This window comes from Bradyrhizobium manausense, assembly GCF_018131105.1.
In the GTDB taxonomy this organism is placed as follows: Bacteria; Pseudomonadota; Alphaproteobacteria; order Rhizobiales; family Xanthobacteraceae; genus Bradyrhizobium; species Bradyrhizobium manausense_B.
Map to the genome: position 1 here is coordinate 2,432,297 of NZ_JAFCJI010000001.1, position 23,428 is coordinate 2,455,724.

The 23,428-nt window shown below is 63.9% G+C and carries 23 protein-coding genes; 11 read left to right on the forward strand and 12 right to left on the reverse strand.

What is annotated here, in order from left to right:
• The first annotated feature begins 365 nt into the window (after positions 1 to 365).
• Positions 366 to 779 carry a response regulator gene (locus JQ631_RS11485; protein ID WP_212326271.1) on the forward strand — a complete coding sequence of 138 codons (414 nt, stop codon included), beginning with the start codon at positions 366 to 368 and terminating at the stop codon, positions 777 to 779.
• A complete protein-coding gene (locus JQ631_RS11490) occupies positions 776 to 3,022 on the forward strand; it encodes a CHASE3 domain-containing protein (protein ID WP_212326272.1) in 2,247 nt (748 codons plus the stop codon). Before JQ631_RS11485 ends, JQ631_RS11490 begins: the two co-directional genes overlap by 4 nt.
• Here JQ631_RS11490 and JQ631_RS11495 read toward each other — a convergent pair.
• The gene (locus JQ631_RS11495; protein ID WP_212326274.1) at positions 3,019 to 3,915 is read right to left on the reverse strand and encodes a DMT family transporter; all 897 of its coding nucleotides are present in this window, start codon (positions 3,913 to 3,915) and stop codon (positions 3,019 to 3,021) included. The genes JQ631_RS11490 and JQ631_RS11495 overlap by 4 nt on opposite strands.
• Positions 3,916 to 4,666: 751 nt before the next feature.
• Here JQ631_RS11495 and JQ631_RS11500 point away from each other — a divergent pair.
• The 3 genes from JQ631_RS11500 (at position 4,667) to JQ631_RS11510 (ending at position 11,382) form a co-directional block, all read left to right on the forward strand.
• Complete coding sequence (locus tag JQ631_RS11500) at positions 4,667 to 8,431, forward strand: vitamin B12-dependent ribonucleotide reductase (protein WP_212326276.1); 3,765 nt, start codon at positions 4,667 to 4,669, stop codon at positions 8,429 to 8,431.
• A gap of 145 nt (positions 8,432 to 8,576) precedes the next feature.
• A complete protein-coding gene (locus JQ631_RS11505) occupies positions 8,577 to 10,208 on the forward strand; it encodes an RNA-directed DNA polymerase (RefSeq protein ID WP_212326277.1) in 1,632 nt (543 codons plus the stop codon).
• A 328-nt stretch (positions 10,209 to 10,536) separates the two neighbouring features.
• A complete protein-coding gene (locus JQ631_RS11510) occupies positions 10,537 to 11,382 on the forward strand; it encodes a hypothetical protein (protein WP_212326278.1) in 846 nt (281 codons plus the stop codon).
• A gap of 149 nt (positions 11,383 to 11,531) precedes the next feature.
• On the opposite strand, the gene JQ631_RS11515 is transcribed toward JQ631_RS11510, so the two are convergent.
• Complete coding sequence (locus JQ631_RS11515; RefSeq protein ID WP_212326279.1) at positions 11,532 to 12,041, reverse strand: GDSL-type esterase/lipase family protein; 510 nt, start codon at positions 12,039 to 12,041, stop codon at positions 11,532 to 11,534.
• A gap of 377 nt (positions 12,042 to 12,418) precedes the next feature.
• Between JQ631_RS11515 and JQ631_RS11520 the strand changes: the two genes are divergently transcribed.
• Entirely contained in the window at positions 12,419 to 13,477 is a 1,059-nt protein-coding gene (locus tag JQ631_RS11520; protein WP_349644971.1) for a hypothetical protein, read from the forward strand.
• 89 nt (positions 13,478 to 13,566) lie between these two features.
• On the opposite strand, the gene JQ631_RS11525 is transcribed toward JQ631_RS11520, so the two are convergent.
• The gene (locus JQ631_RS11525) at positions 13,567 to 13,848 is read right to left on the reverse strand and encodes a hypothetical protein (protein WP_212326281.1); all 282 of its coding nucleotides are present in this window, start codon (positions 13,846 to 13,848) and stop codon (positions 13,567 to 13,569) included.
• 192 nt (positions 13,849 to 14,040) lie between these two features.
• On the opposite strand from JQ631_RS11525, the gene JQ631_RS11530 reads away from it, so the two are divergent.
• Positions 14,041 to 14,253 (forward strand): hypothetical protein, encoded by a 213-nt coding sequence (locus JQ631_RS11530; RefSeq protein WP_212326282.1) that lies wholly within the window; start codon positions 14,041 to 14,043, stop codon positions 14,251 to 14,253.
• Between the two features lie 25 nt (positions 14,254 to 14,278).
• On the opposite strand, the gene JQ631_RS11535 is transcribed toward JQ631_RS11530, so the two are convergent.
• Positions 14,279 to 14,605, reverse strand: a complete 327-nt coding sequence (locus JQ631_RS11535; protein WP_212326284.1) for a hypothetical protein — start codon at positions 14,603 to 14,605, stop codon at positions 14,279 to 14,281.
• A 98-nt stretch (positions 14,606 to 14,703) separates the two neighbouring features.
• On the opposite strand from JQ631_RS11535, the gene JQ631_RS11540 reads away from it, so the two are divergent.
• Entirely contained in the window at positions 14,704 to 15,540 is an 837-nt protein-coding gene (locus JQ631_RS11540) for a PhzF family phenazine biosynthesis protein (RefSeq protein WP_212326286.1), read from the forward strand.
• A 117-nt stretch (positions 15,541 to 15,657) separates the two neighbouring features.
• Here the strand turns inward: JQ631_RS11540 and JQ631_RS11545 are convergent, their stop codons facing one another.
• Positions 15,658 to 16,065 (reverse strand): VOC family protein, encoded by a 408-nt coding sequence (locus JQ631_RS11545; RefSeq protein ID WP_212326288.1) that lies wholly within the window; start codon positions 16,063 to 16,065, stop codon positions 15,658 to 15,660.
• Between the two features lie 217 nt (positions 16,066 to 16,282).
• On the opposite strand from JQ631_RS11545, the gene JQ631_RS11550 reads away from it, so the two are divergent.
• Complete coding sequence (locus tag JQ631_RS11550; protein WP_212326290.1) at positions 16,283 to 16,552, forward strand: hypothetical protein; 270 nt, start codon at positions 16,283 to 16,285, stop codon at positions 16,550 to 16,552.
• Positions 16,553 to 16,584: 32 nt separating this feature from the next.
• Here JQ631_RS11550 and JQ631_RS11555 read toward each other — a convergent pair whose 3' ends face one another.
• Together JQ631_RS11555 and JQ631_RS11560 are read right to left on the reverse strand one after the other, a co-directional pair.
• Positions 16,585 to 17,505, reverse strand: a complete 921-nt coding sequence (locus JQ631_RS11555) for a DMT family transporter (RefSeq protein WP_212326292.1) — start codon at positions 17,503 to 17,505, stop codon at positions 16,585 to 16,587.
• Between the two features lie 85 nt (positions 17,506 to 17,590).
• Positions 17,591 to 18,007: a nuclear transport factor 2 family protein gene (locus JQ631_RS11560; RefSeq protein ID WP_349644972.1), complete on the reverse strand. Its 417-nt coding sequence runs from the start codon at positions 18,005 to 18,007 to the stop codon at positions 17,591 to 17,593.
• A gap of 113 nt (positions 18,008 to 18,120) precedes the next feature.
• On the opposite strand from JQ631_RS11560, the gene JQ631_RS11565 reads away from it, so the two are divergent.
• Complete coding sequence (locus JQ631_RS11565) at positions 18,121 to 18,726, forward strand: bifunctional transcriptional activator/DNA repair enzyme AdaA (protein ID WP_249160259.1); 606 nt, start codon at positions 18,121 to 18,123, stop codon at positions 18,724 to 18,726.
• A gap of 98 nt (positions 18,727 to 18,824) precedes the next feature.
• Here JQ631_RS11565 and JQ631_RS11570 read toward each other — a convergent pair whose 3' ends face one another.
• The gene (locus tag JQ631_RS11570; RefSeq protein WP_212326295.1) at positions 18,825 to 19,073 is read right to left on the reverse strand and encodes a hypothetical protein; all 249 of its coding nucleotides are present in this window, start codon (positions 19,071 to 19,073) and stop codon (positions 18,825 to 18,827) included.
• 196 nt (positions 19,074 to 19,269) lie between these two features.
• Positions 19,270 to 19,434, reverse strand: coding sequence for a Flp family type IVb pilin (locus JQ631_RS11575; protein WP_212328575.1), 165 nt, complete (start codon positions 19,432 to 19,434; stop codon positions 19,270 to 19,272).
• A 293-nt stretch (positions 19,435 to 19,727) separates the two neighbouring features.
• On the opposite strand from JQ631_RS11575, the gene JQ631_RS11580 reads away from it, so the two are divergent.
• A complete protein-coding gene (locus tag JQ631_RS11580) occupies positions 19,728 to 21,143 on the forward strand; it encodes a hypothetical protein (RefSeq protein ID WP_212326297.1) in 1,416 nt (471 codons plus the stop codon).
• Positions 21,144 to 21,151: 8 nt separating this feature from the next.
• On the opposite strand, the gene pdxY is transcribed toward JQ631_RS11580, so the two are convergent.
• The 3 genes from pdxY to JQ631_RS11595 all read right to left on the reverse strand — a co-directional run bounded on the left by pdxY (position 21,152) and on the right by JQ631_RS11595 (position 23,389).
• Positions 21,152 to 21,964, reverse strand: coding sequence for a pyridoxal kinase (pdxY, locus tag JQ631_RS11585; protein ID WP_212326299.1), 813 nt, complete (start codon positions 21,962 to 21,964; stop codon positions 21,152 to 21,154).
• Between the two features lie 48 nt (positions 21,965 to 22,012).
• The gene (locus tag JQ631_RS11590; RefSeq protein WP_212326301.1) at positions 22,013 to 22,654 is read right to left on the reverse strand and encodes an FMN-binding negative transcriptional regulator; all 642 of its coding nucleotides are present in this window, start codon (positions 22,652 to 22,654) and stop codon (positions 22,013 to 22,015) included.
• A 90-nt stretch (positions 22,655 to 22,744) separates the two neighbouring features.
• Positions 22,745 to 23,389 carry a TetR/AcrR family transcriptional regulator gene (locus tag JQ631_RS11595; protein WP_212326303.1) on the reverse strand — a complete coding sequence of 215 codons (645 nt, stop codon included), beginning with the start codon at positions 23,387 to 23,389 and terminating at the stop codon, positions 22,745 to 22,747.
• Positions 23,390 to 23,428 lie beyond the last annotated feature (39 nt).

Sequence of the window (23,428 nt, forward strand, 5' to 3'; positions counted from 1 at the left end):
TGCATCGTTCAAGGGCGGCACCGGCAATCGGCGCCGCCCTTTCGTTTGGGCGCTCGTGTCTTGTCGTGTCGCAAACGCGCGCGCGTACGATCGCATGGACCGCGCGCGATCTTGCGCGCTCCACTCTTGCAAATCCTGTCGCGAACAGCTTTCGCAGGTCGCGCGGATTTGTCTCAACCTGTCATTGAAATCCGAGGAAATTCACCTCGATCGACGCTCGCTCGCGAACGTCGATGCGCAGGGCTCGCAGAGGCGCTATGCATTCCGCCGTGCATATCTATCGCGACCCAATCCCAAATTGACCCAGCGCACGATTCGCCTATATCAGCACTCAGTATGGGGACTTCGATCTACTGGGAAAAGTCATGCCGCGTATTCTCGTGGTAGACGACGATCCGATGGTCGGCGCGACTATCGAGGTCCTCCTCCTGAGACAGGGCTTCGACGTCACGTTGACTGACGGCGGCGAAACCGGGCTTGCTGCGCTGGAAGCGCAGACGTTCGATGTGATGCTGGTCGATATCTTCATGCCGCATATGCGCGGCTTTGAATCCATCCGCATTTTTCACGAGCGCGCACCGACGATCCCGCTGATCGCGATGTCGGGCTACGCCTTCGCCTCGTCCGCTTCGCCCTCTCCGGACTTCCTGCGCATGGCGCTGGAACTCGGTGCGGCGCGCTGCCTGCGCAAACCGTTCACGCCAGAGACGCTGCTGACGACGATCCGGGAATGCCTCGGCGAGCACGCGCCGCCGAAGGACCAGAAAGAGGCCCCTTGATCCCCTCGCAGCGCGTCATTCTCGGTGCTGGACTTGCCGTTCTCCTGCTCATCACCGCCGCCTCGATCGGTCTCGACGTCAAGTCGCGGTCGGACACCGCTTGGCTCAACCACACCGTCGAGGTGCTGAAGAAGATCTCGGATCTGCGCGTGCTGATCCGCCAGGCCGAAAGCGCCGCGCGCGGCTACGAGATCTACCGGAGTGCGAGCTTCAACGACGAGTTCCAGTCGGTGCACGCCCAGATCGCGCCTGCCCTCGCCGACCTCAAGCGCAGCATGCGCGACAATCCCGATCAGGTCACCCTGCTCGAGGCCACCGAGCCGCTGGTGCTCCGCCGGATCGACATTGCCGCAGAGGCGATGCGCCTGCGCACCGCCAATGACGGCGACGGCATCGCCGCGCTCAATGGCAAGGCCGAAGGCCGCGGCCTGATGGACACGGTGATGGGCAATCTCGACCGCCTGAGTTCGGGGGAAGAACGCTTGCTCAACGCGCGATCGCAGGATTCGCGCCGCACCGGCATCGTGCTGCTCGGCATCGACCTTGCCGGCGCGCTTGTGATCCTGCTGCTGGTCGTGATGATGATGCGCGAAAGCCGGCGCACCGAGGTCGCGCTCAAGAGCACGCTGCTGGAGACCACGGCGGCCAACCAGCAGCTCGAGGCGGCCGTTGCCGAGCGGACCGTGCATCTCGTCGACGCGCATGACGAGCTGCGCCTGTCGGTCAACGTGCTCCAGAGCACGTTCCGCAGCATGGCGGAGGCGGTGCTGGTGATCGACAGCGACGGCAACGTCCTGCTGTCCAATCCGGCTGCGGAGCGCATGCTGCTGCACCGCGCCGGCATGAACCTGCGCAATCTGCGGGCGCTGTCCGACGTCTTCCACGGCGACGGTGTCACGCCGCTCGGGTCCGACGAGCTGCCGTCCGTGCGCGTGCTGCGCGGCGACGAGTTCGAAAACCTCGAGATGATCGTCCGCCCGCACAGCGGCAACAATGTGCGTCATCTGATGGTCAGCGGCCGGCCGATGCGCGACGGGCAAGGCAACATCTCCGGCGCCGTGCTGGTCTATCACGACGCGACCGCCTCGCGCGAAACCGAGCGGCAGCTGCACCAGTCGCAAAAGCTCGACGCGATCGGCAAATTGACCGGCGGCGTCGCGCACGACTTCAACAACATGCTGACCGTGATCTCGGGCAATACCGAGACGCTGGTGGCGAGCCTGAAGGAGCAGCCCGAGCTGCAGCGCACCGCGCGCCTGATCGACGATGCTGCCGAGCGCTGCGCAGAACTGATCCAGCACCTGCTGGCGTTCGCGCGAAAACAGCCGCTGCAGCCGCGCGACGTCGAGATCAACGCCGCCATCGCCGACATCGCCAAGCTGCTGCGCCCCACCCTCGGCGAGCAGATCCAGATCGAGACGGCCCTGCAACAGGGACCGATGACCTCGCATATCGATCCGTCCCGGCTCACCAATGCCGTGCTCAACATGGCGATCAACGCCCGCGACGCCATGCCGAACGGCGGCAAGCTCCTGCTCGAGACCCATCGTGTCGTGCTGGACGAGGCCTATGCGCAGGCCAATCCCGACGTGCGGCCTGGCGCCTACGTGATGTTCGCCGTCAGCGACACCGGCACCGGCATGCCGCAGAGCGTGCAGGACAAGGCGTTCGAGCCATTCTTCACCACCAAGGAGGTCGGCAAGGGGTCCGGCCTCGGCCTCTCCATGGTCTACGGCTTCGTCAAGCAGTCCGGCGGCCACATCAAGATCTACAGCGAGGAAGGCCACGGCACCACGATCAAGCTCTATCTGCCGCCGGGCCAGGGCGTGGCGGAAGCGGCCAATTCGATCGCGCCGCAGGCCGAAGGCGGCGCCGAGACCATCTTCGTGGTCGAGGACGACAATCTGGTGCGCAACTTCGTCACCGCCCAGCTCGAGAGCCTTGGCTACAAGACGGTCTCCGCCGGCGACGGCCATGCCGCGCTGCAGATGATCGAGGCCGGCCAGGCCTTCGACCTGCTGTTCACCGACATCGTCATCCCCGGCGGCATGAGCGGACGCGAGCTCGCCGACGAGATTGCGAAGCGCCGGCCGGGCCTGAAGGTGCTCTACACCTCCGGCTACACCGACAACGCCATCGTCCATCACGGCAAGCTCGACGACGGCGTGATGCTGCTGACCAAACCCTATCGCCGCAACCAGCTCGCCGAGATGATCCGGCGGGCGCTGAATGGTGGCGGCTAGCGCGTCGCCAGCACCACGGCTGCGAGCGTGAAGATCAGCGAGGCGATCTGCCCCGGCCCCAGCGGCTCGCCCAGCGCGAGCGCAGACGCGACGACGCCGATGACGGGCACGGCCATGGTCCCGATCGCGGCCACGGAGGCCGGCAGGCGCGCCAGCGCGGCAAACCAGCTGACATAGGCGATGCAGAACTGCACCACGGTCGAATAGACCAGCAGCCACCAGCCTGTTGGCGTCACCCTGTCCAGATGCGAGGTCTCGATCAGCAGGCCGATGATCGAGATCGGCAGGCAGCCGATGCCGATCTGCCAGGCGGCGGCCGTGATCGGCGGCAGATGGATCGGGTATTTCTTCGAGAACACGGTGCCGACGGCAAAGCCGATCGCGCCACACAGCGCCATGATGATGCCCGGCGCCTTCTCGGCGCTCGCGGCAATGCCGTTGCCGCCCATGATCGAGGCGAGCCCGGCAAAGGCCATCAGCAGGCCGAGCGTGCGCAGCAGCGTCGGCCGCTCGCCGAGCACGGGCCAGGCGATCAGCGAGGCCCAGACCGGCATGGTGTAGGCGATCAGCGCCGCCTCGCTCGCCGGCAGCCAGAGCAGCGCCAGCCCCATCAGCACCATCCAGCCGGTGACGTTGAGGATCGCGGCCGTGACCAGCCGCGGCCAGATCCCGGGCGCGACCTTCAGGCTCTGCCGGCGGAGGATCGCGAGCGCAGCCAGCAGCACGGCGCCGAGCACGCCGGTGACGCCGCGCAGGGTGAGCGGCGGCAGCTCGGAAAGCAGGAATTTGGTCACCGGCCAGTTGAATCCCCAGCCGATCGAGGTGATCGCGAGGAACATCAGGCCGGCCGGGGCGATGCGTGGCCGCAGCACCGGTTTGGTCGAATCAAGCATGTGGGCAGTCCGGCAAGTCAGAGGTCACCTTCGCCCGGATTCGGCGCGCCGACCACCGCCCCGGCGGGCATGCCTGCCCTCTTCTTCCGTACCACTACGTGAGTCCCGCTGACGCAATCCCACGGGGCAAAAATATACCTGCCCTGTGAACAGCGGGATGAAGCGCCGGGACCATCACAACATACAAATTTTTTCGGTTGGGAATCCCTGAGGACTCACCGATACTTGGCTCACCAACAGGTGTGGGCTTGCCCCCTGTTATCCCCCGCAATCCACCATATTTAGTATTTGATTCAGGAACCCGCACTAGTTCTTGACGGGCGCTTTGGAGAGTCCTAGCTTTCGATCCGTTCGGCGCGAGTGAGTTTGCGTCCCGCCGGCACTCCCCCAAAGGGTCTCGCAAAACTGCACTCCGCCAAGCCAGACGAAGGCCGCGGGATGAGGGCTTGTCTGCCCGCGGGACGCGGACTTTTCGGGGCGCCAGAACGGGCCGGTCACAGGCTCGGACGGCATCGGTAGACGTTGTGACGGTGTGGGGCGTTTGAACGCATGTCGGGCTCATCCCCTTGGGGGCGGATGTGTCTGGACATGCCGGCGGATGAGGGGTGCTCGCACCTCGCCAGCGCCGGGAAAAACAGGGCCGGAGACCACCGGCTGAACTGCGAAGGCCCTTCAAGCCCTCGCGAAATGAAATGTCGACCGGACGCCTGAACGGAGGCTGTCGGGTCAAAGATAAGGACGGGGCAAGACCATGCGGATTGAGCGGCGCCACACCACGGTAGGACAGTCACCTTACGCGGGAATCGATTTCCGCCTGACCACGTCGGAGATCCGGAATCCCGACGGCTCGGTCGTGTTCAAGATGGACGGCGTCGAGGTCCCGACCGAATGGTCGCAGGTCGCCTCCGACGTGCTCGCCCAGAAATATTTCCGTAAAGCGGGCGTCGCCGCGCGCCTGAAAAAGGTCGAGGAGGAATCCGTCCCCTCCTTCCTGTGGCGCTCCGTGCCCGACACCGAGGCGCTCAGCCTGCTCCCCGAGAAAGAGCGCTTCGTCAGCGAGCTCAGCGCCAAGCAGGTGTTCGACCGCCTCGCCGGCTGCTGGACCTATTGGGGCTGGAAGGGCAAGTACTTCTCCTCCGACGAGGACGCCCAGGCCTTCTACGACGAGCTCCGCTACATGCTGGCCATGCAGATGGTCGCGCCGAACTCGCCGCAATGGTTCAATACCGGCCTGCACTGGGCCTACGGCATCGACGGCCCCGGCCAGGGCCATTATTATGTCGACCCCTTCACCGGCAAGCTGACCCGCTCGAAGTCCTCCTACGAGCACCCGCAGCCGCACGCCTGCTTCATCCAGGGCGTCGGTGACGACCTCGTCAACGAGGGCGGCATCATGGACCTCTGGGTCCGCGAAGCCCGCCTGTTCAAGTACGGCTCCGGCACCGGCTCCAACTTCTCGCGCCTGCGCGGCGAAGGCGAGCGCCTCTCCGGCGGCGGCCGCTCGTCCGGCCTGATGAGCTTCCTCAAGATCGGCGACCGCGCGGCCGGCGCGATCAAGTCGGGCGGCACCACGCGCCGCGCCGCCAAGATGGTCGTCGTCGACGTCGATCACCCCGACATCGAGACCTATATCGACTGGAAGGTGAAGGAGGAGCAGAAGGTCGCCGCTCTCGTCACCGGATCCAAGATCAACCAGAAGCACCTCAAGCTGGTGCTGAAGGCCTGCGTGAACTGCGAAGGCTCGGGCGACGATTGCTTCGATCCCGAGAAGAACCCTGCCCTCCGCCGCGAGATCAAGCTCGCGCGCCGCAGCCTCGTGCCTGACAATTACATCAAGCGCGTCATCCAGTTTGCCAAGCAGGGCTACAAGGACATCCAGTTCGACGTCTACGACACCGACTGGGATAGCGAAGCCTACCTCACCGTCTCCGGCCAGAACTCCAACAACTCGGTCTCGCTGAAGGACGATTTCCTCCGCGCTGTCGAGACCGATGGCGACTGGAATCTCGTCGGCCGCACCACCAAAAAGGTGACGAAGACGCTGAGGGCGCGCGACCTCTGGGAAAAGATCGGCTACGCCGCCTGGGCGTCCGCCGACCCGGGCCTGCACTTCAACACCACCATGAACGACTGGCACACCTGCAAGTCCTCAGGCGACATCCGCGCGTCCAATCCGTGCTCGGAATACATGTTCTTGGACGACACGGCGTGCAACCTCGCCTCCGCCAACCTGCTGACCTTCTACAACAACGAGACCAAGCAGTTCGACGTCAAGGGCTATGAGCACCTCTGCCAGCTCTGGACCATCGTGCTCGAAATCTCCGTGATGATGGCGCAGTTCCCGTCGCGCGCGATCGCCGAGCTCTCCTACGAGTTCCGCACGCTCGGCCTCGGCTATGCCAATATCGGCGGCCTGCTGATGACCATGGGCCTGTCCTACGACTCGAAGGAAGGCCGTGCGCTCTGCGGCGCGCTGACCGCTGTGATGACCGGCATCACCTACAAGACGTCGGCGGAAATGGCGGCCGAGCTCGGCACCTTCCCCGGCTATAAGAAGAACGCCGCGCACATGCTGCGCGTCATCCGCAACCACCGCCGCGCCGCGCATGGTGAGGCCTCCGGCTACGAGGCGCTCTCCGTCAACCCGGTGCCGCTCGACCACGCCTCGTGCCCGCAGCAGGACATCGTCACCCATGCCAAGGCGGCCTGGGATGCGGCGCTCGAATTGGGCGAACAGCATGGCTATCGCAACGCCCAGACCACCGTCATCGCGCCGACCGGCACGATCGGCCTGGTCATGGATTGCGACACCACCGGCATCGAGCCTGATTTCGCGCTGGTGAAGTTCAAGAAGCTCGCCGGCGGCGGCTACTTCAAGATCATCAACCGCGCGGTCCCCGCAGCGCTGCGCGCGCTCGGCTATCGCGAGAGCGAGATCGCGGAGATCGAGGCCTACGCCGTCGGCCACGGCTCGCTCTCCAACGCCCCCGGCATCAACGCCTCGACGCTGAAGGCCAAGGGCTTTACGGACGAAGCCATCGCCAAGGTCGAAAAGGCGCTGCCGACGGCCTTCGACATCAAGTTCGCCTTCAACAAGTGGACCTTTGGCGAAGATTTCATTCGCGACCAGCTCGGCATTGGCGCTGAAGCCATTGCTGCTCCCGGCTTCGACCTGCTCCAGGCCGTCGGCTTCACCAAGCGCGAGATCGAGGCGGCCAACGTCCACATCTGCGGCGCGATGACGGTGGAAGGTGCCCCGCACCTGAAGGCCGAGCACTACTCCGTGTTCGATTGTGCCAACCCCTGCGGCAAGATCGGCAAGCGTTATCTGTCGGTCGAGAGCCACATCCGCATGATGGCGGCAGCCCAGCCCTTCATCTCGGGTGCGATCTCCAAGACCATCAACATGCCGAACGACGCCACCGTGGAGGACTGCAAGTCCGCCTACATGCTGTCGTGGAAGCTGGCGCTGAAGGCCAACGCGCTCTATCGCGACGGCTCGAAGCTCTCGCAGCCGCTCAACTCGCAGCTCATCAGCGATGACGAGGACGAGGATGATGCGGTCGAGGCTCTCTACGAGAAGCCGATGGCGGCGCGCGCCGCCCAGGTCTCGGAAAAGATCGTCGAGAAGCTGGTCGAGCGCATCATCGTGATGCGCGAGCGCGAGAAGATGCCGGATCGCCGCAAGGGCTACACCCAGAAGGCGGTCGTCGGCGGCCACAAGGTCTATCTCCGGACCGGCGAATATGACGACGGCCGTCTCGGCGAGATCTTCATCGACATGCACAAGGAAGGTGCTGCGCTCCGCTCCTTCATCAACAATTTTGCGATCGCGGTCTCCCTCGGTCTGCAATACGGCGTGCCGCTCGACGAATATGTCGACGCCTTCACCTTCACCCGCTTCGAGCCGGCGGGCCCCGTGCAGGGCAACGACAGCATCAAGTACGCGACCTCGATCCTCGACTACGTCTTCCGCGAGCTCGCGGTGAGCTACATGTCGCGCTTCGATCTCGCCCATGTCGACCCGACCGAGTCGAATTTCGACGCGCTCGGCAAGGGCGTCGAGGAAGGCAAGGAGCCGGACGAGACCCATCACGCGACCAAGCTGGTCTCGCGCGGCCTCACCCGCTCCCGCACCGACAACCTCGTGGTGATGCGCGGCGGCAGCGCCGCGATCGCCCAGGGCAATGACAGCGCACCGTCAGGCGGCAGCAAGGTCACTGCCTTGGCGCATGGTGCTTCGGCCCGCGTCGGCGACGCCATCGAAGGCGCCGTCGCCCTGAAGCAGGAAGCCAGCCACGACCTCTCCCCCACGGAGAAGCTCGAGGCACTGCAGTGGAGCAAGGCCGGCAGCGCCGCAACGGTTGCGGCTCCCAGCAAGGCCGAGCGCCGCGCGGAAGCCAAGGCCAAGGGCTATGAAGGCGAGATGTGCAGCGAGTGCGGCAACTTCACGCTGGTGCGGAATGGGACGTGCATGAAGTGCGATACTTGCGGCAGCACGACGGGGTGTTCGTGAGGCGGTAGAGCGCAAGGATCATCCCTCACCTGAACTCAAGACAGGGGGCGTCCGAAGGGCCGCCCCCTTTTTATGTTTCACGCACGGTCTCTTTAATCGAAGAATATCATGTGGCAACCTACGCGAGCAATCAGTGGAGCGGCGCATGCCCGTCAAAGTGAGCATCGGCGACTATCCAACATTCTGGAAGTTCGCCGGCTACGGCTTCCTTCCCGAGGTTCTTCCACCAATCTTTACTTCGGTTGGCTTCGCAAGTAGCTGCCAACTCGGTGTCGAGGTCGACCAAAAGGCCCAATCATTCGATAGAACCTCTTACAGCTGCACAAAGCGCGGCTATTCGAGACGCATCTTCAATTTGATGCACCCGATCTCAGTAGCATTTGCATCCGGATGGCTCTCGTCGCATTGGAGTCAAATAGCTATGTTCTGCAACGAACGAAATTCGACAGCCACACAACTCACACTATCGAGCGATTCCGACAACGGCCGAGCAATCCAAACAGCGTCTTTCGAGGCCGTGCAGCGAGAAGCAAAGAGGAGATCTGCACGAGCACGACACATCGTGCGGGCGGATATCGCAAAGTTCTATCCATCAATCTATACGCACTCGATCCCATGGGCCTTGCATGGCAAGCAAGCTGCCAAGGCCAACACGGACCCAAACGATGCAACACTCTACGGAAACTATATGGACTGGGCTCTGCGACTGGGACAGTCCAGCCAAACCATAGGAGTTCCGATTGGAACTGACATTTCAAGGGTGACGGCAGAGATAATTGGCTCCGCCATTGATGCGATTGTACTCGAAACTTCGGGGGCTAGAACTGTCGGCTATGTCCGAAATATTGACGACTTCTACATTGGATGCACCAGTCTTTCAGATGCTGAGACCATCTTAGCTAGCCTCTCATCCGCACTTCGTGAATTTGAACTCTCGCTAAACGACGAGAAGACCGAAATCATCGACGCCAGCGAGTTTTATGATGATGACTGGGCCTCCGAGCTAGACGGGTACCTAGCGGCAAACGCGGGTAACCGAGCGAAGGTCATTGCCCGCGCGTTCGATCGGACCTTCCATTACGCCTCGAAAAACAGGTCCGACAGCGCGGTGAAATTCCTCATTCGGCTCATCGACAAAGAGATTGCGGCCGGGCTGATCAAATTTTCCGACATTGAACACGACTTAATGCGCTCTGTAGTCAATTTCCCTCACTGCGTAGACTACGCACTAACGCTACTCATGGTTCAATCTACCAAGGGCGACTTTAGTAGAGCCGAGTGGCAGGCAGCACTGAATGATGAACTCGCTCGGCACGCCTCAGCAGGTCACGATCACGAAGTCTGCTGGATGCTCTGTGCAATGTACGTTGCCAATCTCAAGATAACTTCATTTTCCTGGTTGGAAGAGGTCAAAAATCCGCTTTCTATCTGCCTTTGCTATCTGTTGGCAGACAGCAAGCTACTAGCCGCGAACCTGAACAACATCTTCGTCCCGCAGATCCGGGACGCAAAGGCATCAACGAATTGGATGCTAGTTCACGAAGGCACTCAACGAAGCTGGTTCAAAACCGACGACATTGGATACAATTATAGAGAGGGCATAGAATCTCTTTTGCCGGACAAAGTATCGTTTCTCGACAGCACTCTCGTTTCTGAGTTCTCCAAAAAGCCGGTAGACAATCCATCGATTCCGGATCGATATCTTCGCTACGATGAATCGTCGGACGAAGGATACATCGAATATTTGGTTCGTCGTATAATCGATCGTGAGCAGTAACTCGTAGGATGGGTAGAGCGAAGCGAAACCCATCGACCGCAACCAAGACGATGATGGGTTTCGCAGAAAGCTCAACCCATCCTACGCGCTGGCTTGGCGCGGGGCCCTCATGAGAAAACATGCATCGAAATCTACCGAAGCATCCTCTTTGCCGAAAAATGACGGATCAGCGCGTAGCGTAGATCGGGTTGCAGTGGCAGTGCACTAAAGGCACTAGCTCCGATCTGCGGCTTCGTTTTGCGATTGTGAACGGCGCCATTTGGTGCACTGTCACCGTAATCGCCGACTTTGCAGCGACGATAGGGGGAAAAGATTGGCGGATTTAGCGATGCGCGCGCGTGTCATCAGGCTCTTGAGTGGCGATGTTCGCGCTGATGACCTGTCACGCCTTTTCCTCTACGCAAGGGATCGATGCGATGGTCGAGAGGCAGTTCAAGAGATTGGTGATTTCGTGGCTCATCACTCGGAGCGAACAAAGGGGATCATAGCCCGCTCCACCAGGGATTGGTTCGCAACCGCGCGTTTCGCAGCGGCCGCGGCTCAAGGCCCGTTGGATTCTAAACACCTTCCTTCCGTCATGCCCGAATTCCTGCGAGCGAATGTCCAGCGATTGGAACAGAAGTATTTGCGAGAGGCTGGGTTGGGCAAAGCGTCCGCGATCAAGGCAACGTCCGCGCTTGCGAGCAAGCTCGTGAAAAACGCTGATAGCACCTACTCTGTACCCACTACTCTTTCGCGTGAGGAGGTCACACTTTTCGATGTGCTAGTTAGCAGATGGGTCGCCAAAGCCGCGTTCGACGGCGAGCGGTTATGCGACGACTATTGGGAGACTTTGAAAAGCAACGGGCTGATCAGAAAATCGGAAATGGAAGCGGCGGTTGCCCTGAACGCAGTAGTGCAACTCTTTGCGATTGCGAATATCCACGGCTGCGCAATCACGATGACTGACGGCACATCGATCGAACTACGCGCCACGCCCAAGGCTAGCCCTCTTGGGGTCAGCGCGGCGATACCGATGCAGCTTAACGGAGGGCAATCCATCTTTCTCGCCACGGACATCTTCGTTACCAAGCTCGACTGCCGTGAGAATTGCGATCCCGCGCTGATTGCACAAGAGACCTGGGATGGAGCACTCGAGCTTGGGAGCGATCGCAAACTGCGATCTTTGAGTTGATGGGGCTCGGGAATTACGATGACAACGCATGAAATTGATACGCTATCGTCGTCGTGCCCGATGATCCACAGTTCCGACGCTTAGCGGACCGCGCCAACCATGCGCACCCTCACCGCAATCCGCCACCATTTCCGCATTCAAAAGCCGCCCTACCTCACCATCCCCACCACCGCCGCCGCCATCTTCCTGTTGCCCTCGACGCTGAGATGACGTCCGTCGGGACCGACGCTGCCCGGCTGCCGCCAGACCGACATGTAGGTGCCCCAGACGTCGACGACGCGGATGCCGCGGGCCTTCAACTGGCTCTTGATGGCCGCGATGTTCTGCATGGCCTGGGCCGGGCTCATGTTGTGCCTGACATCATTGCCCGGGTTGTCGCAGAGGATGACGAGCCTGGTCCCATTGGGGACGGCGCTCGGCGTCCGGGCCAGTGTCGCATCGGTGGTCTCGCCCCAGACGCCGGCATTGGCGACGTGAACCTGGGACCCCCTGGCGCGCAGCAATCCCTCCAGCACGGCCGGCCACATCTCGGACTCGGCGACGTTGCCGTGCACCGCGCTATGGCCGAGCGCCACGATCTGCGCGGATGCGGGATTGACCGAGGCAATGGCGATGACTGCGACAACTGACAAGAAAATCCGGAAGCTCGAACGGGTCATGACCGGCTCCATTATCTTCTGAAATCGCGTCGATCGGGGCCGAATGAATGCCCCGTCGATATCAGGTCAATGTTCGCCAACGCTCTGTGTTTGGCAATCGCGATTTGCGGCGGAGGGCGGCCATCGGCCCGGGCAGCATCTGCGATCGACCGCAACTCGCTCTCCGTCCGGAAACCGATGACGTGCGGCACGGTCGAGATCGATGTTTGCCGGCTCGGCATTCACCTTCGGGATGAGGCGAGCGCCCTGCTCCAACCCGTTCCCGGCCCGCCATAATTTTTCCTTCGCGCGCGCGTTGTGTTGGGCAGCGGCGAGACCTATCCTTCGCGTGATCGGACTGCCTCCCATTGACGCCCGTCCGGATGGAGAGCGCATCGGTGCCTGAAACGAACGACGCCAACCCTGAGATGGCCAGGCCCGATATCGGCAAGCCTGATATCGCCAGCCCTGATGCCGCGAAGCCTGATGTCGCCAAGCCTGATGCGAAGCCGGACGAGGCGCGCGCCGAGGGCGGGTTGGCGCGGGCCTACGACCGGATCAAGAGCGCGGAGCAAGACCTGGCGCGGCTGGACCGGCTGGTTTCCGGAATGGAACATGCCAGCGAGGCCCGGCCGGCCTCGCACGCAGAGCCTGGTGCCCCGACAGCCGTGACATCCGGAAACGAGGCGCCGCCGCCCGCTACCGAGGTTTTGAATGCCGGGGTTCGCGATCAGGGCGTGAAGGGACATCGGACCATGGTGCGCGTCCTGGTCGGCCTCGTGCTGGCGATCGGCGTTCTCGGTGGCGCCCTCGCTGCGCAATATCGCGATGAGGCCAAGTCAATCGGCAAGTCGTTCAGCAAGTCCATCATGGCGCGGTTGGCGCCGCCGGCCGCGAGCACACCCCAGCCGGCGTCCACGACGGAAAGTCGGGCGCAACCGCCGGCCGTGCTGCTGGCTGCTGCGGGCGAGCCGAGCCCACCGCCCGCGCCGGTCGTCAAGGAAGTCGCCAAGGACACGGAAAGCGCCCCAAAGCCTGGCGCCACGACGCCCGACCCGTCCTCGTCCGATCTCGCGCAATCGCTCAAGTCCATCACCAGCGAGCTTGCGAGCATCAACGGCAAGCTCGAGCAGTTGAAAAGCAGCAACGCGCAGGCCCTGCGTGAGCAGGCCGACACCATTCAACAGCTCAAGGCGGCGCAGCAGAAGGATGCGGCGGACAATGCGCGCCTCGCCGCGCAGGTCCAGGCGCTGCAGACGCAACTGACGGCTTCACCGGCGTCTTCGGCATCCGCAGTCGCGAAGCCCGCTATGCGCAGTGTGAGCAACGATGCAGCGGCGCGGGCGCGACCGCACGTGCCGGACGCCCCACCGCCCCGGCGACCCCGACCGCCGCGAGAACGCTGGATGCCTCCGCCCTACATGGACGGCCCTTATTACGGCGATCCGGATTGGTGAGCCCGCCTGGCGCGCGGGGCTTGACCGTGGTTGGTGTGGTGGTGCCGTAGGATGGGTCAAGCGAAGCGAAACCCATCCTACGCCGATCGCTACCACCAATACGGCCAGCGCCATCCCTCGTAACGCACATAGGAGGGCACGAACGGCGGGCCGTTGAGATCGACGCGATCATCCTCGGGGCGATAGCGATAGCGCGGAACGACGTTGTAATCCCATGGCGTCGGCCTGAGCACGGGCGCCGTGACGATCAGTCTCTCCTGCGGCGCGCGAACGACGACGACCTTTCGCGTCCGCGCTTCGGCGCCTGACATTCCGATGCCGGCCAGCACCAGGGCCGTTCCGAGTGCACAGGCGACAGTCTTGATTTTCATGTGTTGGCCTCCATTCCGCAAAGAGTGCGCAAGGTCGCAATGCAAGGCAAGGAAATTCGCCCGCATCGCGGCCCAATGACCGCTTCTTGAACGATGGTCCGCCGCGCGAGCCGGAGATCGGTCGCGATCGCATGGCCCTGAACTTTTTGGCCACTCGGCCGTTCTCTCTTCCAGTGGAGAACGGAGACGACGGTGTTTGATTTGAGGGCTTTGGTGATCGCGACAAGTTTGATCCTGGCGTCCATCGCGGTGGCCGCCGCCGAGGGCGCACAAGACCAGCCTGCGAGGCCCGCCGCCGCGACGGCCGATCATGCCGGCCAGGCCCATCCGATCCGCGTGATCCTTCCGGCGCCCTGGGAGCCCGCCCCGGCTTCATCCCGCGCACAGACCATGGTGCAGAAATAGGCTTTGGCCGCGCGCGGGACGCCATTCACGCGTCACGCTCGTCGTTCAGCAGCGCGAGCGCGCGCGGCACCTGATCGCTCTCGGCGACCAGCACATATTCCTGCCGCGTCAGACTCGTGCCGCTCGCAACCACGATCGATTTTTTCGGGCACAGGCCGAAGCATGCGGTCATCACCAGCTTTGCCGGCTTGGTGCCGTCGCGCTTGTGCGCCTTCAGTTCCGATTTCAGCGCACGCCTGACAGCGCGGCCCTCGTCGCTGCGCTTGAGACACTTGCGGCACACCAGCACGGGCGCCGCACGGCGCGGGCGCACGACCATGGGAGCAGCGGATTTCGAAGGCTTTTCGGGCATTGCACACCTATGTCGGGGGACTTTTCCCATATAGGTATGGAACCGCGGTCTCGCCGCCCGGCCAACTTTGCGAAGCCCTCGTCACGCCAGGATCACCCATGACAGTCCTCCGCATCGCAGCCTTCTCCGACGGCAACACCGGCGGCAATCCCGCCGGGGTCTGGATCGGCGATGCCCTTCCCGATGCCGCGACGATGCAGGCGATCGCGGCTGAGGTCGGCTTCTCCGAGACCGCCTTTGCCGCGCCCGCAGGCGGGGCCTGGCGCGTGCGCTATTTTTCGCCGGCGATGGAGGTGCCGTTCTGCGGCCACGCCACCATTGCGCTCGGCGCTGCGCTCGCGCACCGCTTCGGCGATCGCAGTTTTGAGCTGCATCTGAATGCGTCCGTCATTTCCGTCTCCGGGCGGCGCGACGGCAACACCATCGCCGCCGCGCTGCAGTCGCCGCCGACGCGCAGCGCGCCGCTCGATGGTCGCTTGCGCGATGCGCTGCTCGACCTGTTCGGCTACACAAGTTCCGATCTCGATCCAAAGCTGCCGCCGGCGAAAATTCATGGCGGCGCCGATCATGGCCTGCTGGCGTTGACGTCGCGCGCGGCGCTCGCGCGCATGGCCTACGATTTCGAGCGCGGCCGCGCCTTGATGGCGCGCGAAGGCCTCGTCACCATCGCGCTGGTGGCAGCGGAGACGCCGCGGCTGTTTCATGTGCGCAATGCCTTTGCCGCCGGCGGCGTGGTCGAGGATCCCGCCACGGGCGCGGCGGCCGCAGCATTCGCAGGCTATTTGCGCGACATCGGCTGGCCGCATGGCGGCGCCATCGACATCGTCCAGGGCGAGGACATGGGCGCACGCTCGCTGATCCGTGCCGAGATCGGCGCGGCCAAAGGCAGCTCGATCCGGGTGTCCGGGACGGCGCGCTTCATGGACGGGGCGTGAGCATCGTACCTGACCACTGTGACATCATGCGCCTGTTTTGCCCGACGGGTCAACAAATATTCGGGATCGCCGAAATTTTGAATTCCGCAGGCGCTTCTACTGTGCATGGGGTTGTTTTCACGTATTTGAGTCCAGCAGCGCGTCATATCCTTTCGCGCTGAACGCCAGCAGGCAGAAGCCGTGGCCGAACGGATCGGCCAGCATCGCGATCCGTCCATAGGGCGCATCGCGCGCCGGCGCCTCCAGCACCGCGCCGGCGGCGAGCGCGCGCGTGACGGCGGCATCGACATCGTCGACCACGACATCCAGATGCACCGGCGTCCAGTGCCTGACATAGCGGCGGCTGTCCTGGCCGGCGCCCACGGTGCCGGCCTGCTTGGTCAGCAGATAGACCGGCGCCGGCCAGCCCAGCAGCTCGACGACATCACGGCCGAAGCGGCGACCGACCGTGAGGGCGAACGCGGCGGTGTAGAACGCGGTGGCGGCCTCGACATCGGGGACGTCGATGTTGATCAGGAGGGTCATGGCGTCATCGGCTCCCTGGTCGCGCTCGGCCTCATCTACCACCTCGCCAGCGTCGCCGTCGCGATGTCCGGAGCGGCGGATCGTAGCACTGGCCGCGCCCTGCTCCCGCCACCGTTCTCGGCCGCGGGATTTGGTGCTAGGCTGTCGCGGAGCGGCCGTCCACCTCGCGTCACAACGGCGTGCGAGGCTCAAGGCTCGGCTGATGGAGGAGCGCGTGATGAGGCACCTTCCGCGATATCTGCTGGCCCTTGCGGCGCCGGCGCTTCTGCTCGGCGCGGTGTCGGCCGCCAACGCCGATATCATCTGCGGTCCCGGCTGCCATCCCACCATCATGGGCGCCTGCGTGGTCGACGGCTGGGGCACCGGCGCGCGTATCCGCAATGAATGCCCGGCGACGACCCGTCCACGCCCGCCCTGCGGCGGCCCGGACTATGTCTGGAGCCAGCGCAAGCAAGCCTGCTTCCCGCGGGTGAAGGACTGGATCTGACGCAGCGCTGAGGGCGACTGCGAGCGCTGTCGCTAGCGCTGCCTCTGCGCCAGGTAAAATCCGCACAGCACCGTCACGAGGCCTGCCGCCTGCAACGACGTCGGCGGCTCGCCGAGCAGCAGCCATCCGGTCAGCAGCGTCAGCGCCGGCACGCAGGCCGGAAACACCGCCGCGCGCGCGACGCCGAGGCGCTGCACCGAGACCGCGAACAGATAGAGCGCGGCGGGGCCTGCGAGCACGCCCTGCGCCAGCGCCTGGATCGCGTTCTCGGTGAGGCCGATCGCCGCGATGTGGGCGAGACCGACCGTCGCGACGTAGATCGGCAGCAGCAGCAGCGACAGCACGTTGATGACGAGCGCAGCCGACACCGCCGAGACCCGCCAGTGGCGCAGCAGCGCACCGAAGCCCGCGAACATCAGGCCGGTCAGCACGAAGATCAGATCGCCCTGCACGCCGTCGATGCCGATATGGCCGATCGATTCCGCGCCGATCACGCCGAGGCCGCCGACGATGACGATCGCGCCCGCGAGTCGCGAGGCGGAGACCTTCTCTTTCAGGAACAGTGCGGCCAGCAACAGCCCGCCGAGCGTCGCACAGGACGGCTGGATCACGCTGCCATGGGCGAGCGGCACGAACAGGAACCCGGTGTAGGAGATCAGCGACATCACAGGTCCGCCGAGCACCATCAGCGCAAGGCCCCTCGCCCAGCCGATGCCGCACAGATCGGAGATGCCGGCGCGGAACACCAGCGGCAGGAAGGCGATGCCCGACCAGACGTAGCGATGCACCAGCAGATCGACCGGCGTGAAGCCGACCTTCAGGCCATGCCGCGTGCCGGCAAAGCCGAGCGCCCAGAACAGCGCAGCCGACAGCCCGCAGACGACGCCGAGCAGCGCCTGCGTATTGTCGTTCCTGTGAGTGAGAGCGTCAGCGCCGCTCGTCCGCTGATCCATCAGCCAGCCTTATGTCGGCGTGCAGATCGGCTCAACCCACGCTGCTGCAGGGCTGGCACGCAGCTGACAACGCGGGGTCCGCGCATCACACTTCCTCGCCGAACACCATGCGCCATCCCTTGCGCGTATCCATATATTCCCGCACCTCGCGGATGCGATCGCCGGCCAGCGTGAACACGAAGCAATAGTCGTTCTCATAAGGCTTGCCGCTCGGAAGCGTGGCGCGCATCCGCTCTTCCACGATCACGGTGTCGCCGTCGGCATGGATCCCGCGAAAGGCGATATCGATCCCGGAAAACATCTTGTGCATTTCCTGCGCGATGAAGCGCGCGATCTGCTTTCCCCCGACCATGTGGTCGGTGTGATCGAGCGCGACCGCCGTGGCATTGCCTTTCGGCGCGATCCACTCGGCATCGTCAGTGAACAGCGCCGCGATGCGATCCGCATCGCGCGACGAGAAGGTTTTCCAGGCGTTGATTACGATGTCCTTCGGACCGGTCACGATGCGCTCCCTCGACTTGCGTTGCTGTGAGGGCCGCGTTCTAGGCCGCGATGCGCGCTGCGGCTCGCCACAATCGGACTCGGTCATCCCGCGGCTCTTCCGTCCGCGCCGGCATGCGCTATCATCCGTCCATGCTGAGCTTCGAGACCTGCAATGCCGCGCGGCTGCGCCGCGATCCCCGCTATGATGGCCGCTTCTTTACCGCCGTGAAAACGACGGGGATCTATTGCCGTCCGGTCTGCCCGGCCAAGCATCCGCTGACGCGCAACGTCGCCTATTACGCCACCGCAGCCGCGGCCGAGGCGGCCGGATTTCGGCCGTGCCTGCGTTGCCGGCCCGAGACCGCGCCGTTCTGCCCGGCCTGGAACGGCACCCGCTCGACCGTTGCCCGCGCCGTGAAGCTCATCAATGCGGGTGCGCTCGACGAGGATACGGTGGTGACGCTCGCAGCGCGGCTCGGCATCTCATCGCGTCATCTGGCGCGGCTGTTCGAGCGCCATGTCGGCGCGACACCACAACAGCTTGCCAAGACGCTTCGTGTCCAGCGCGCCAAGCGCCTGCTCGATGCCGGCGAACACACCATGACCGACATCGCGTTCCAGTCGGGCTTCGGCAGCCTGCGCCGCTTCAACGCCGCCTTCGCCGAGCTCTATGGCCGTTCGCCATCGAGCCTGCGGGCAGTCCGGCGCGTGTCGTCGCTCAGAAGACGCGGGGGCTGATACACGCACCGACCGCGCAAAAAAATGGCCGGGACAAGCCCGGCCATGATGTCGTGAACAGCCTGGCACGGAGCCACCGGCGTCGTTCGACGTCCGTCTTAACGGGCGGAGCCCACGGTCGCAGTCTTCACCTTGCGCGGCGTCAGCACGCTGGCCTGGAGCGCGGTCACACTGGTGGCGGGCGCATCGATCTGCTGCTCGACATGGGCGGCGCCCAGCACGCGGATCTGCATGGGCGACGCCGGAATGCCGTTGGCCTCATAGGCCGGCAGCTCGGCGGCGAAGGTGGCAGTCGAGCCCGCAAAAGCGAGGACGGCGGCTGCGATCGACAAAGTCTTCTTGTTCATGGTGATGCTCCAAAGAGTAGTTCGGAGCCCATGTAAGCCTGATTTGTTGCAATGCGACATGCGCTGCTGCAACGCAATATCGCGCGCCTTGCATGGCGATTGTTGGAGCTCCCTGTCCCCGACGAAGCCCGCACCGGCGGTCGCCGCCTGCGCGGAGAACCGCTGGTTCACTCACGATGACGGGACGGTGGCTGCTTTACTTCAACGCAGTCGCCAGCGATTGCAGCTTCGCGACAAGGTTGGTGCCGAGGGCATAGATGACTTCGATGATCGCGAGCGCGATTCCCGCCGCGATCAGGCCATATTCGATCGCGGTGGCTCCGGATTCATCGGCCGCAAATTCAATCAACAGGCATTTCAATTTCACAAGCATGTCCTTCCCAGAATCTACCGGACGTTGCCGGTACGGAAGTAATGCATCACCGCAATCCAAGATTGAGTAAATCCGACTCGTTCAATTTTATGAGCAAATAGGACCGATTCTGCCCGATGTTCCCGTTCGAGAACCGCAGTTGCATTCCGGCAACACCCTCCCGAAAAGCCGATCTTGGGAGATTTGTGCCATTGCACCGCCACATCGTCCTCCGAACAATTGACGCGCCGCGTGCTTGGCTGTGCAATCTGGTTCGTTGACGAACCTTGGAGGCAGGGATCATGAATGATCGGCGGTCTCTTCTTGTGGCGGTCTCGTGCCCCTCGGCCGTGATGGCCGGCTGGCTGGCGCTCTCCCTCTCCGCCTATGCCCCTGCTTTGATCGAGAACAGCGGCGCCAACGCTGCTGCCGTCTCCCGCGCCAAAGATCTTACCCGCCTCGAGCTTGCCGACATCCCGCGCGCCGCGACGATTGATGATGGCATCGCCTTGACCGCCGATATTGCAGCCGCGACGCCGAGCGTGGCGATCATCGAAACCTCGCCGCCCGAAGCACCCGCTCCCACTGTCCAGATCGCCTCGGCCGATCCGACCGACATCGTGCCCGCGGCCGCACCCGCTCCGCAAATCGCGCCTGAACCAGCGCCTGTTGCGCGCGAGGCCGCTGAATCCGCGCCCGTCGAAAGCGAAGCCAAGGCTGATGAGATCAAGGCTGATGAGACCAAGTCTGCTGAGGCCAAGTCTGATGAGGCAAAGGCTGACATCAAGACTGAGCCCGCAGCCGAGTCTGAGCCAACGCAGGCGCCCACCATCAGGCTTGCCTCCGCCGATCCCGGCGATTTCGTGCCGTCGGAGACGCTGTCGCCCGCCGCGATCGCGAGCGGGCCTGTGGCCGAGAGCAAGGCCTCGCCGCCCGCCGACACCGTGGCCGTGCTCGACGAATGCTTCGCGATGGACGCCTGCATCGACCGCTATCTCTGGGCGCTCTATCAGCGCACGCCGAAGGAAGACTCGATCAAGGTCGAGGACCGCCGTGCCGTCACCGTCAAGCGCAAGGGCAAGAAGGTCACGGTGATGCGCAGCTTTACGAAGCTCGTCGATGAGGATTTTGCCTGGAAGGATCCGAAGGCGGCCGAGCACGCCAACATGCCGCTGATGGACTACGTCATCGGCGGGATGGACAAGAGCTTCAAGCGGAAGCTGTTTCGCATGCTCCTCGCTGCGGAAGCCGCTGGTCTGTCACCGGGAATCACCAGCGCGTTCCGCGACGACTACCGCCAGGAGATTGCGAGCGGCCTGAAGGCAGCCTCCAACCGCTCCTATCACGGCGGCAGCCTTCGCGGCGGTTATGGTCACGGCATGGCGGCCGACATCGTCAGCACCCAGGGTAACAATCGCGCACAACGCTGGGCCTCGACGGAAGTGCTGTGGAAATGGGTCGATGCCAATGGCAAGGCGCTCGGCATCGGCCGGCCCTATCTCGGCCGCGATCCGCCGCACGTCGGCCCGGTCGACGGCGCGGAATACATTTCGAAGCGCGGCGTCGCCACCGACCGCAAGGAAGCCGCCAACGCCAAATCGAAGAAGGCGCGCGCGGTTGCCAGCGCCAAGCGACCGAAGGCCCAGGCCGCGCGTGAGCAGAAGAGCCCGGCAAAGCCGCAAAAGTCTGCACAGTCAGCCACGAAGCGAACGACCTGATTCAGGTCTTACGTACCTGACGCGGGCAACGGGACGAGACGCATCTCGGATGATCCCGCCTGCTCGGTGCGAACGAGCACCGCAAAGATGGTCTCGACCGCGAGCCGCACCGCCGCCTCGATTGCCGCACCCTTGGCAAGATGCGCAGCGATCAGGCCGGTCAGGAGATCGCCGGTGCCATAGGGGCGGATCGGCAAGCGCGGGGTCGCAAAGCGCGACAAGTGCCCGCTGGCACACAAAATCGTTTCCACCTGTTCCGGTGGCGTGTCGGCGAGTGTGCAGCCGGTGGCGACAACATCGATCCGGCGTTGTTCCGCAATCGCAGCCGCGGCGGATCGCAGACCGTCCGTGTCCGCAACCTTGACGCCTGAGAGAAGCTCTAGCTCGAACTGGTTCGGCGTGATCAGATGCGCGGCGGGCAGCAGCCGGTGCCGGAGCACGTCTAAAATGCCGTCTGCGACATAGACGCGGCCGTCGTCCCCGATCACGGGGTCGCAGAGATAGACGAGCTTCGAATTGCGCGACAGGGCACGCTCGACGAAATCGGCGATGACGGCCGCGTTGTCGGGCGATCCGAGATAACCGGTGACAAGCACGGCGGCCTCATCGACGAGGTCCCGCTCCTCGACGCCTCTCAGCAGATCGGCAACCAGCTCGGCATCGAGCACCCGCCCGCGCAAGGTCGGGTAGCGCGGATGGTTCGACAGCAGCGTCGTCGGCACAGCGGCGACGTTCACGCCCTCGGCCTGCATGGCGTGGACCGCCGCGCTGTTGCCGACATGGCCGTGGACCACCTGGCTTTGAATGGAGATGACGAGCATGCGGAGGTCCGTGGGTTCAAACGTGGCGCAAGGCAAGCATGGCCCGGATCACGAAACGTCGTAGCCGAGTCCCGGCCTCAACGCCTGCATCTTCCGCGCCAGCCGACGGTGCCCGCTCTCCTCCGACCGCGCCAGTTGGTCGGCGACCGCGACATGGTCGGCGTCGCTCTTGTGCTGATTGAGCTTGGCCTGCCCCTCGACCTGATCGACCACGAGATCGACGACGCGGATCGCCGCCAGCATGCTTTCGCGTTTGCCCGGCTCCATCTGCGCGAGATCCCAGGGCTGTTTGGGCAGCCGCGCCTCGGCAACCGCGAGCAGCGTATCGCCATGGCCCCGGTTCTCATCGTGCCCGCGCAGATGCGCTACGCCCGACAGGTGCACCGCCTCGTAGAGCCAGGTCGAGACGTTATCGCGCGAGGCGTACCAGTCGTTGGAGATGTACGCATCGTCGCCCGAGACGATCAGCAGGAAGCGCCTGGCGCCGTCGGCAAGCTCGACCAGCGGATTCCTTGCCGTGAAATGCACCTGCACGATCGTGCGCCCGTCGCGCTCGGCTAGCAGGAACGGCACATGCGAGGCCCGCGGACCGTTTGCATCCGCCGCCACGATCACCCCGAAGCCGCGCCGGCGTGCGAACTCCAGCGCGCGCTGCTCCTCGATGTGGAATTGGGGCCGAAGGACATGCATGGCGCGGCGCTCGATCCGAAGGAAAGACGATCCAAGGCTACCCCATCAAACTCCGGATTCCGAAACGATATTGGGCCGCAAATGCAGATGTCAGGAATGACGTCCGCGTCGCGCAAGCTCATCAAGATAGGCGCAGAACATGTCGGCCAGCCCGTCGGCATGACGCACGATCGCCGCTCCGCTGCGCGGCGTCTCCGAGAAGCGCTTGCCGACTTCGGCGAGCGTCGTCTTGATCAGCTCCCCGGCGAGCTCACGTGTCGCCTCCGAGGCTTCCGGCAGCGCCTCGCGCATGAAGCCCGCAACGATGCCCTCGCCCGCTGCCCGCGCCTCCTGCGCCTCGGGCGCATCGCGATAGAGCGGTGCGGCATCGCTGAGCGCGCCTCGGACCGCAGCTTCCTCGCATTCGGATCGGATGAAGGCGTGGACCAGTGCCCGCAGCCGTACGGCCGGCGGCTTCGTCCGGTCTGCAAGAATGCCCCGCAGAAGCTCGCTCGTGCTTCGCCACTCGTCGCTTTGCAGGCGAAACAGGATCGCCGCCTTGTTCGGAAAGTATTGGTAGAGCGAACCGACGCTCACCCCGGCCCGCTCCGCAACCCGCGCGGTGGTAAAACGCTGCGCCCCTTCCTTCGCCAGAACCTGAACAGCCGCACCCAGGATAGCCGTCACCAACTCGTTGGATCGAGCCTGCTGCGGCAGTTTTCGTGAGGAAACTGAACGGCTTCGACGTTCGGCCATGGCTCGCCTGAGGGAATGCGAATAGGAAATGCGACGAAT

Excerpts from the sequence above, each read along its gene's own strand:
- JQ631_RS11565 (WP_249160259.1), top strand. The coding sequence starts at position 18,121 with ATGCGCTATCATCCGTCCATGCTGAGCTTCGAGACCTGCAATGCCGCG.
- JQ631_RS11510 (WP_212326278.1), top strand. The coding sequence starts at position 10,537 with ATGCGCGCGCGTGTCATCAGGCTCTTGAGTGGCGATGTTCGCGCTGAT.
- JQ631_RS11570 (WP_212326295.1), bottom strand. The coding sequence starts at position 19,073 with ATGAACAAGAAGACTTTGTCGATCGCAGCCGCCGTCCTCGCTTTTGCG.
- JQ631_RS11550 (WP_212326290.1), top strand. The coding sequence starts at position 16,283 with ATGAGGCACCTTCCGCGATATCTGCTGGCCCTTGCGGCGCCGGCGCTT.
- pdxY (WP_212326299.1), bottom strand. The coding sequence starts at position 21,964 with ATGCTCGTCATCTCCATTCAAAGCCAGGTGGTCCACGGCCATGTCGGC.
- JQ631_RS11540 (WP_212326286.1), top strand. The coding sequence starts at position 14,704 with ATGACAGTCCTCCGCATCGCAGCCTTCTCCGACGGCAACACCGGCGGC.
- JQ631_RS11595 (WP_212326303.1), bottom strand. The coding sequence starts at position 23,389 with ATGGCCGAACGTCGAAGCCGTTCAGTTTCCTCACGAAAACTGCCGCAG.
- JQ631_RS11590 (WP_212326301.1), bottom strand. The coding sequence starts at position 22,654 with ATGCATGTCCTTCGGCCCCAATTCCACATCGAGGAGCAGCGCGCGCTG.
- JQ631_RS11525 (WP_212326281.1), bottom strand. The coding sequence starts at position 13,848 with ATGAAAATCAAGACTGTCGCCTGTGCACTCGGAACGGCCCTGGTGCTG.
- JQ631_RS11495 (WP_212326274.1), bottom strand. The coding sequence starts at position 3,915 with ATGCTTGATTCGACCAAACCGGTGCTGCGGCCACGCATCGCCCCGGCC.
- JQ631_RS11580 (WP_212326297.1), top strand. The coding sequence starts at position 19,728 with ATGAATGATCGGCGGTCTCTTCTTGTGGCGGTCTCGTGCCCCTCGGCC.
- JQ631_RS11485 (WP_212326271.1), top strand. The coding sequence starts at position 366 with ATGCCGCGTATTCTCGTGGTAGACGACGATCCGATGGTCGGCGCGACT.
- JQ631_RS11535 (WP_212326284.1), bottom strand. The coding sequence starts at position 14,605 with ATGCCCGAAAAGCCTTCGAAATCCGCTGCTCCCATGGTCGTGCGCCCG.
- JQ631_RS11555 (WP_212326292.1), bottom strand. The coding sequence starts at position 17,505 with ATGGATCAGCGGACGAGCGGCGCTGACGCTCTCACTCACAGGAACGAC.
- JQ631_RS11515 (WP_212326279.1), bottom strand. The coding sequence starts at position 12,041 with ATGACCCGTTCGAGCTTCCGGATTTTCTTGTCAGTTGTCGCAGTCATC.
- JQ631_RS11500 (WP_212326276.1), top strand. The coding sequence starts at position 4,667 with ATGCGGATTGAGCGGCGCCACACCACGGTAGGACAGTCACCTTACGCG.
- JQ631_RS11545 (WP_212326288.1), bottom strand. The coding sequence starts at position 16,065 with ATGACCCTCCTGATCAACATCGACGTCCCCGATGTCGAGGCCGCCACC.
- JQ631_RS11505 (WP_212326277.1), top strand. The coding sequence starts at position 8,577 with ATGCCCGTCAAAGTGAGCATCGGCGACTATCCAACATTCTGGAAGTTC.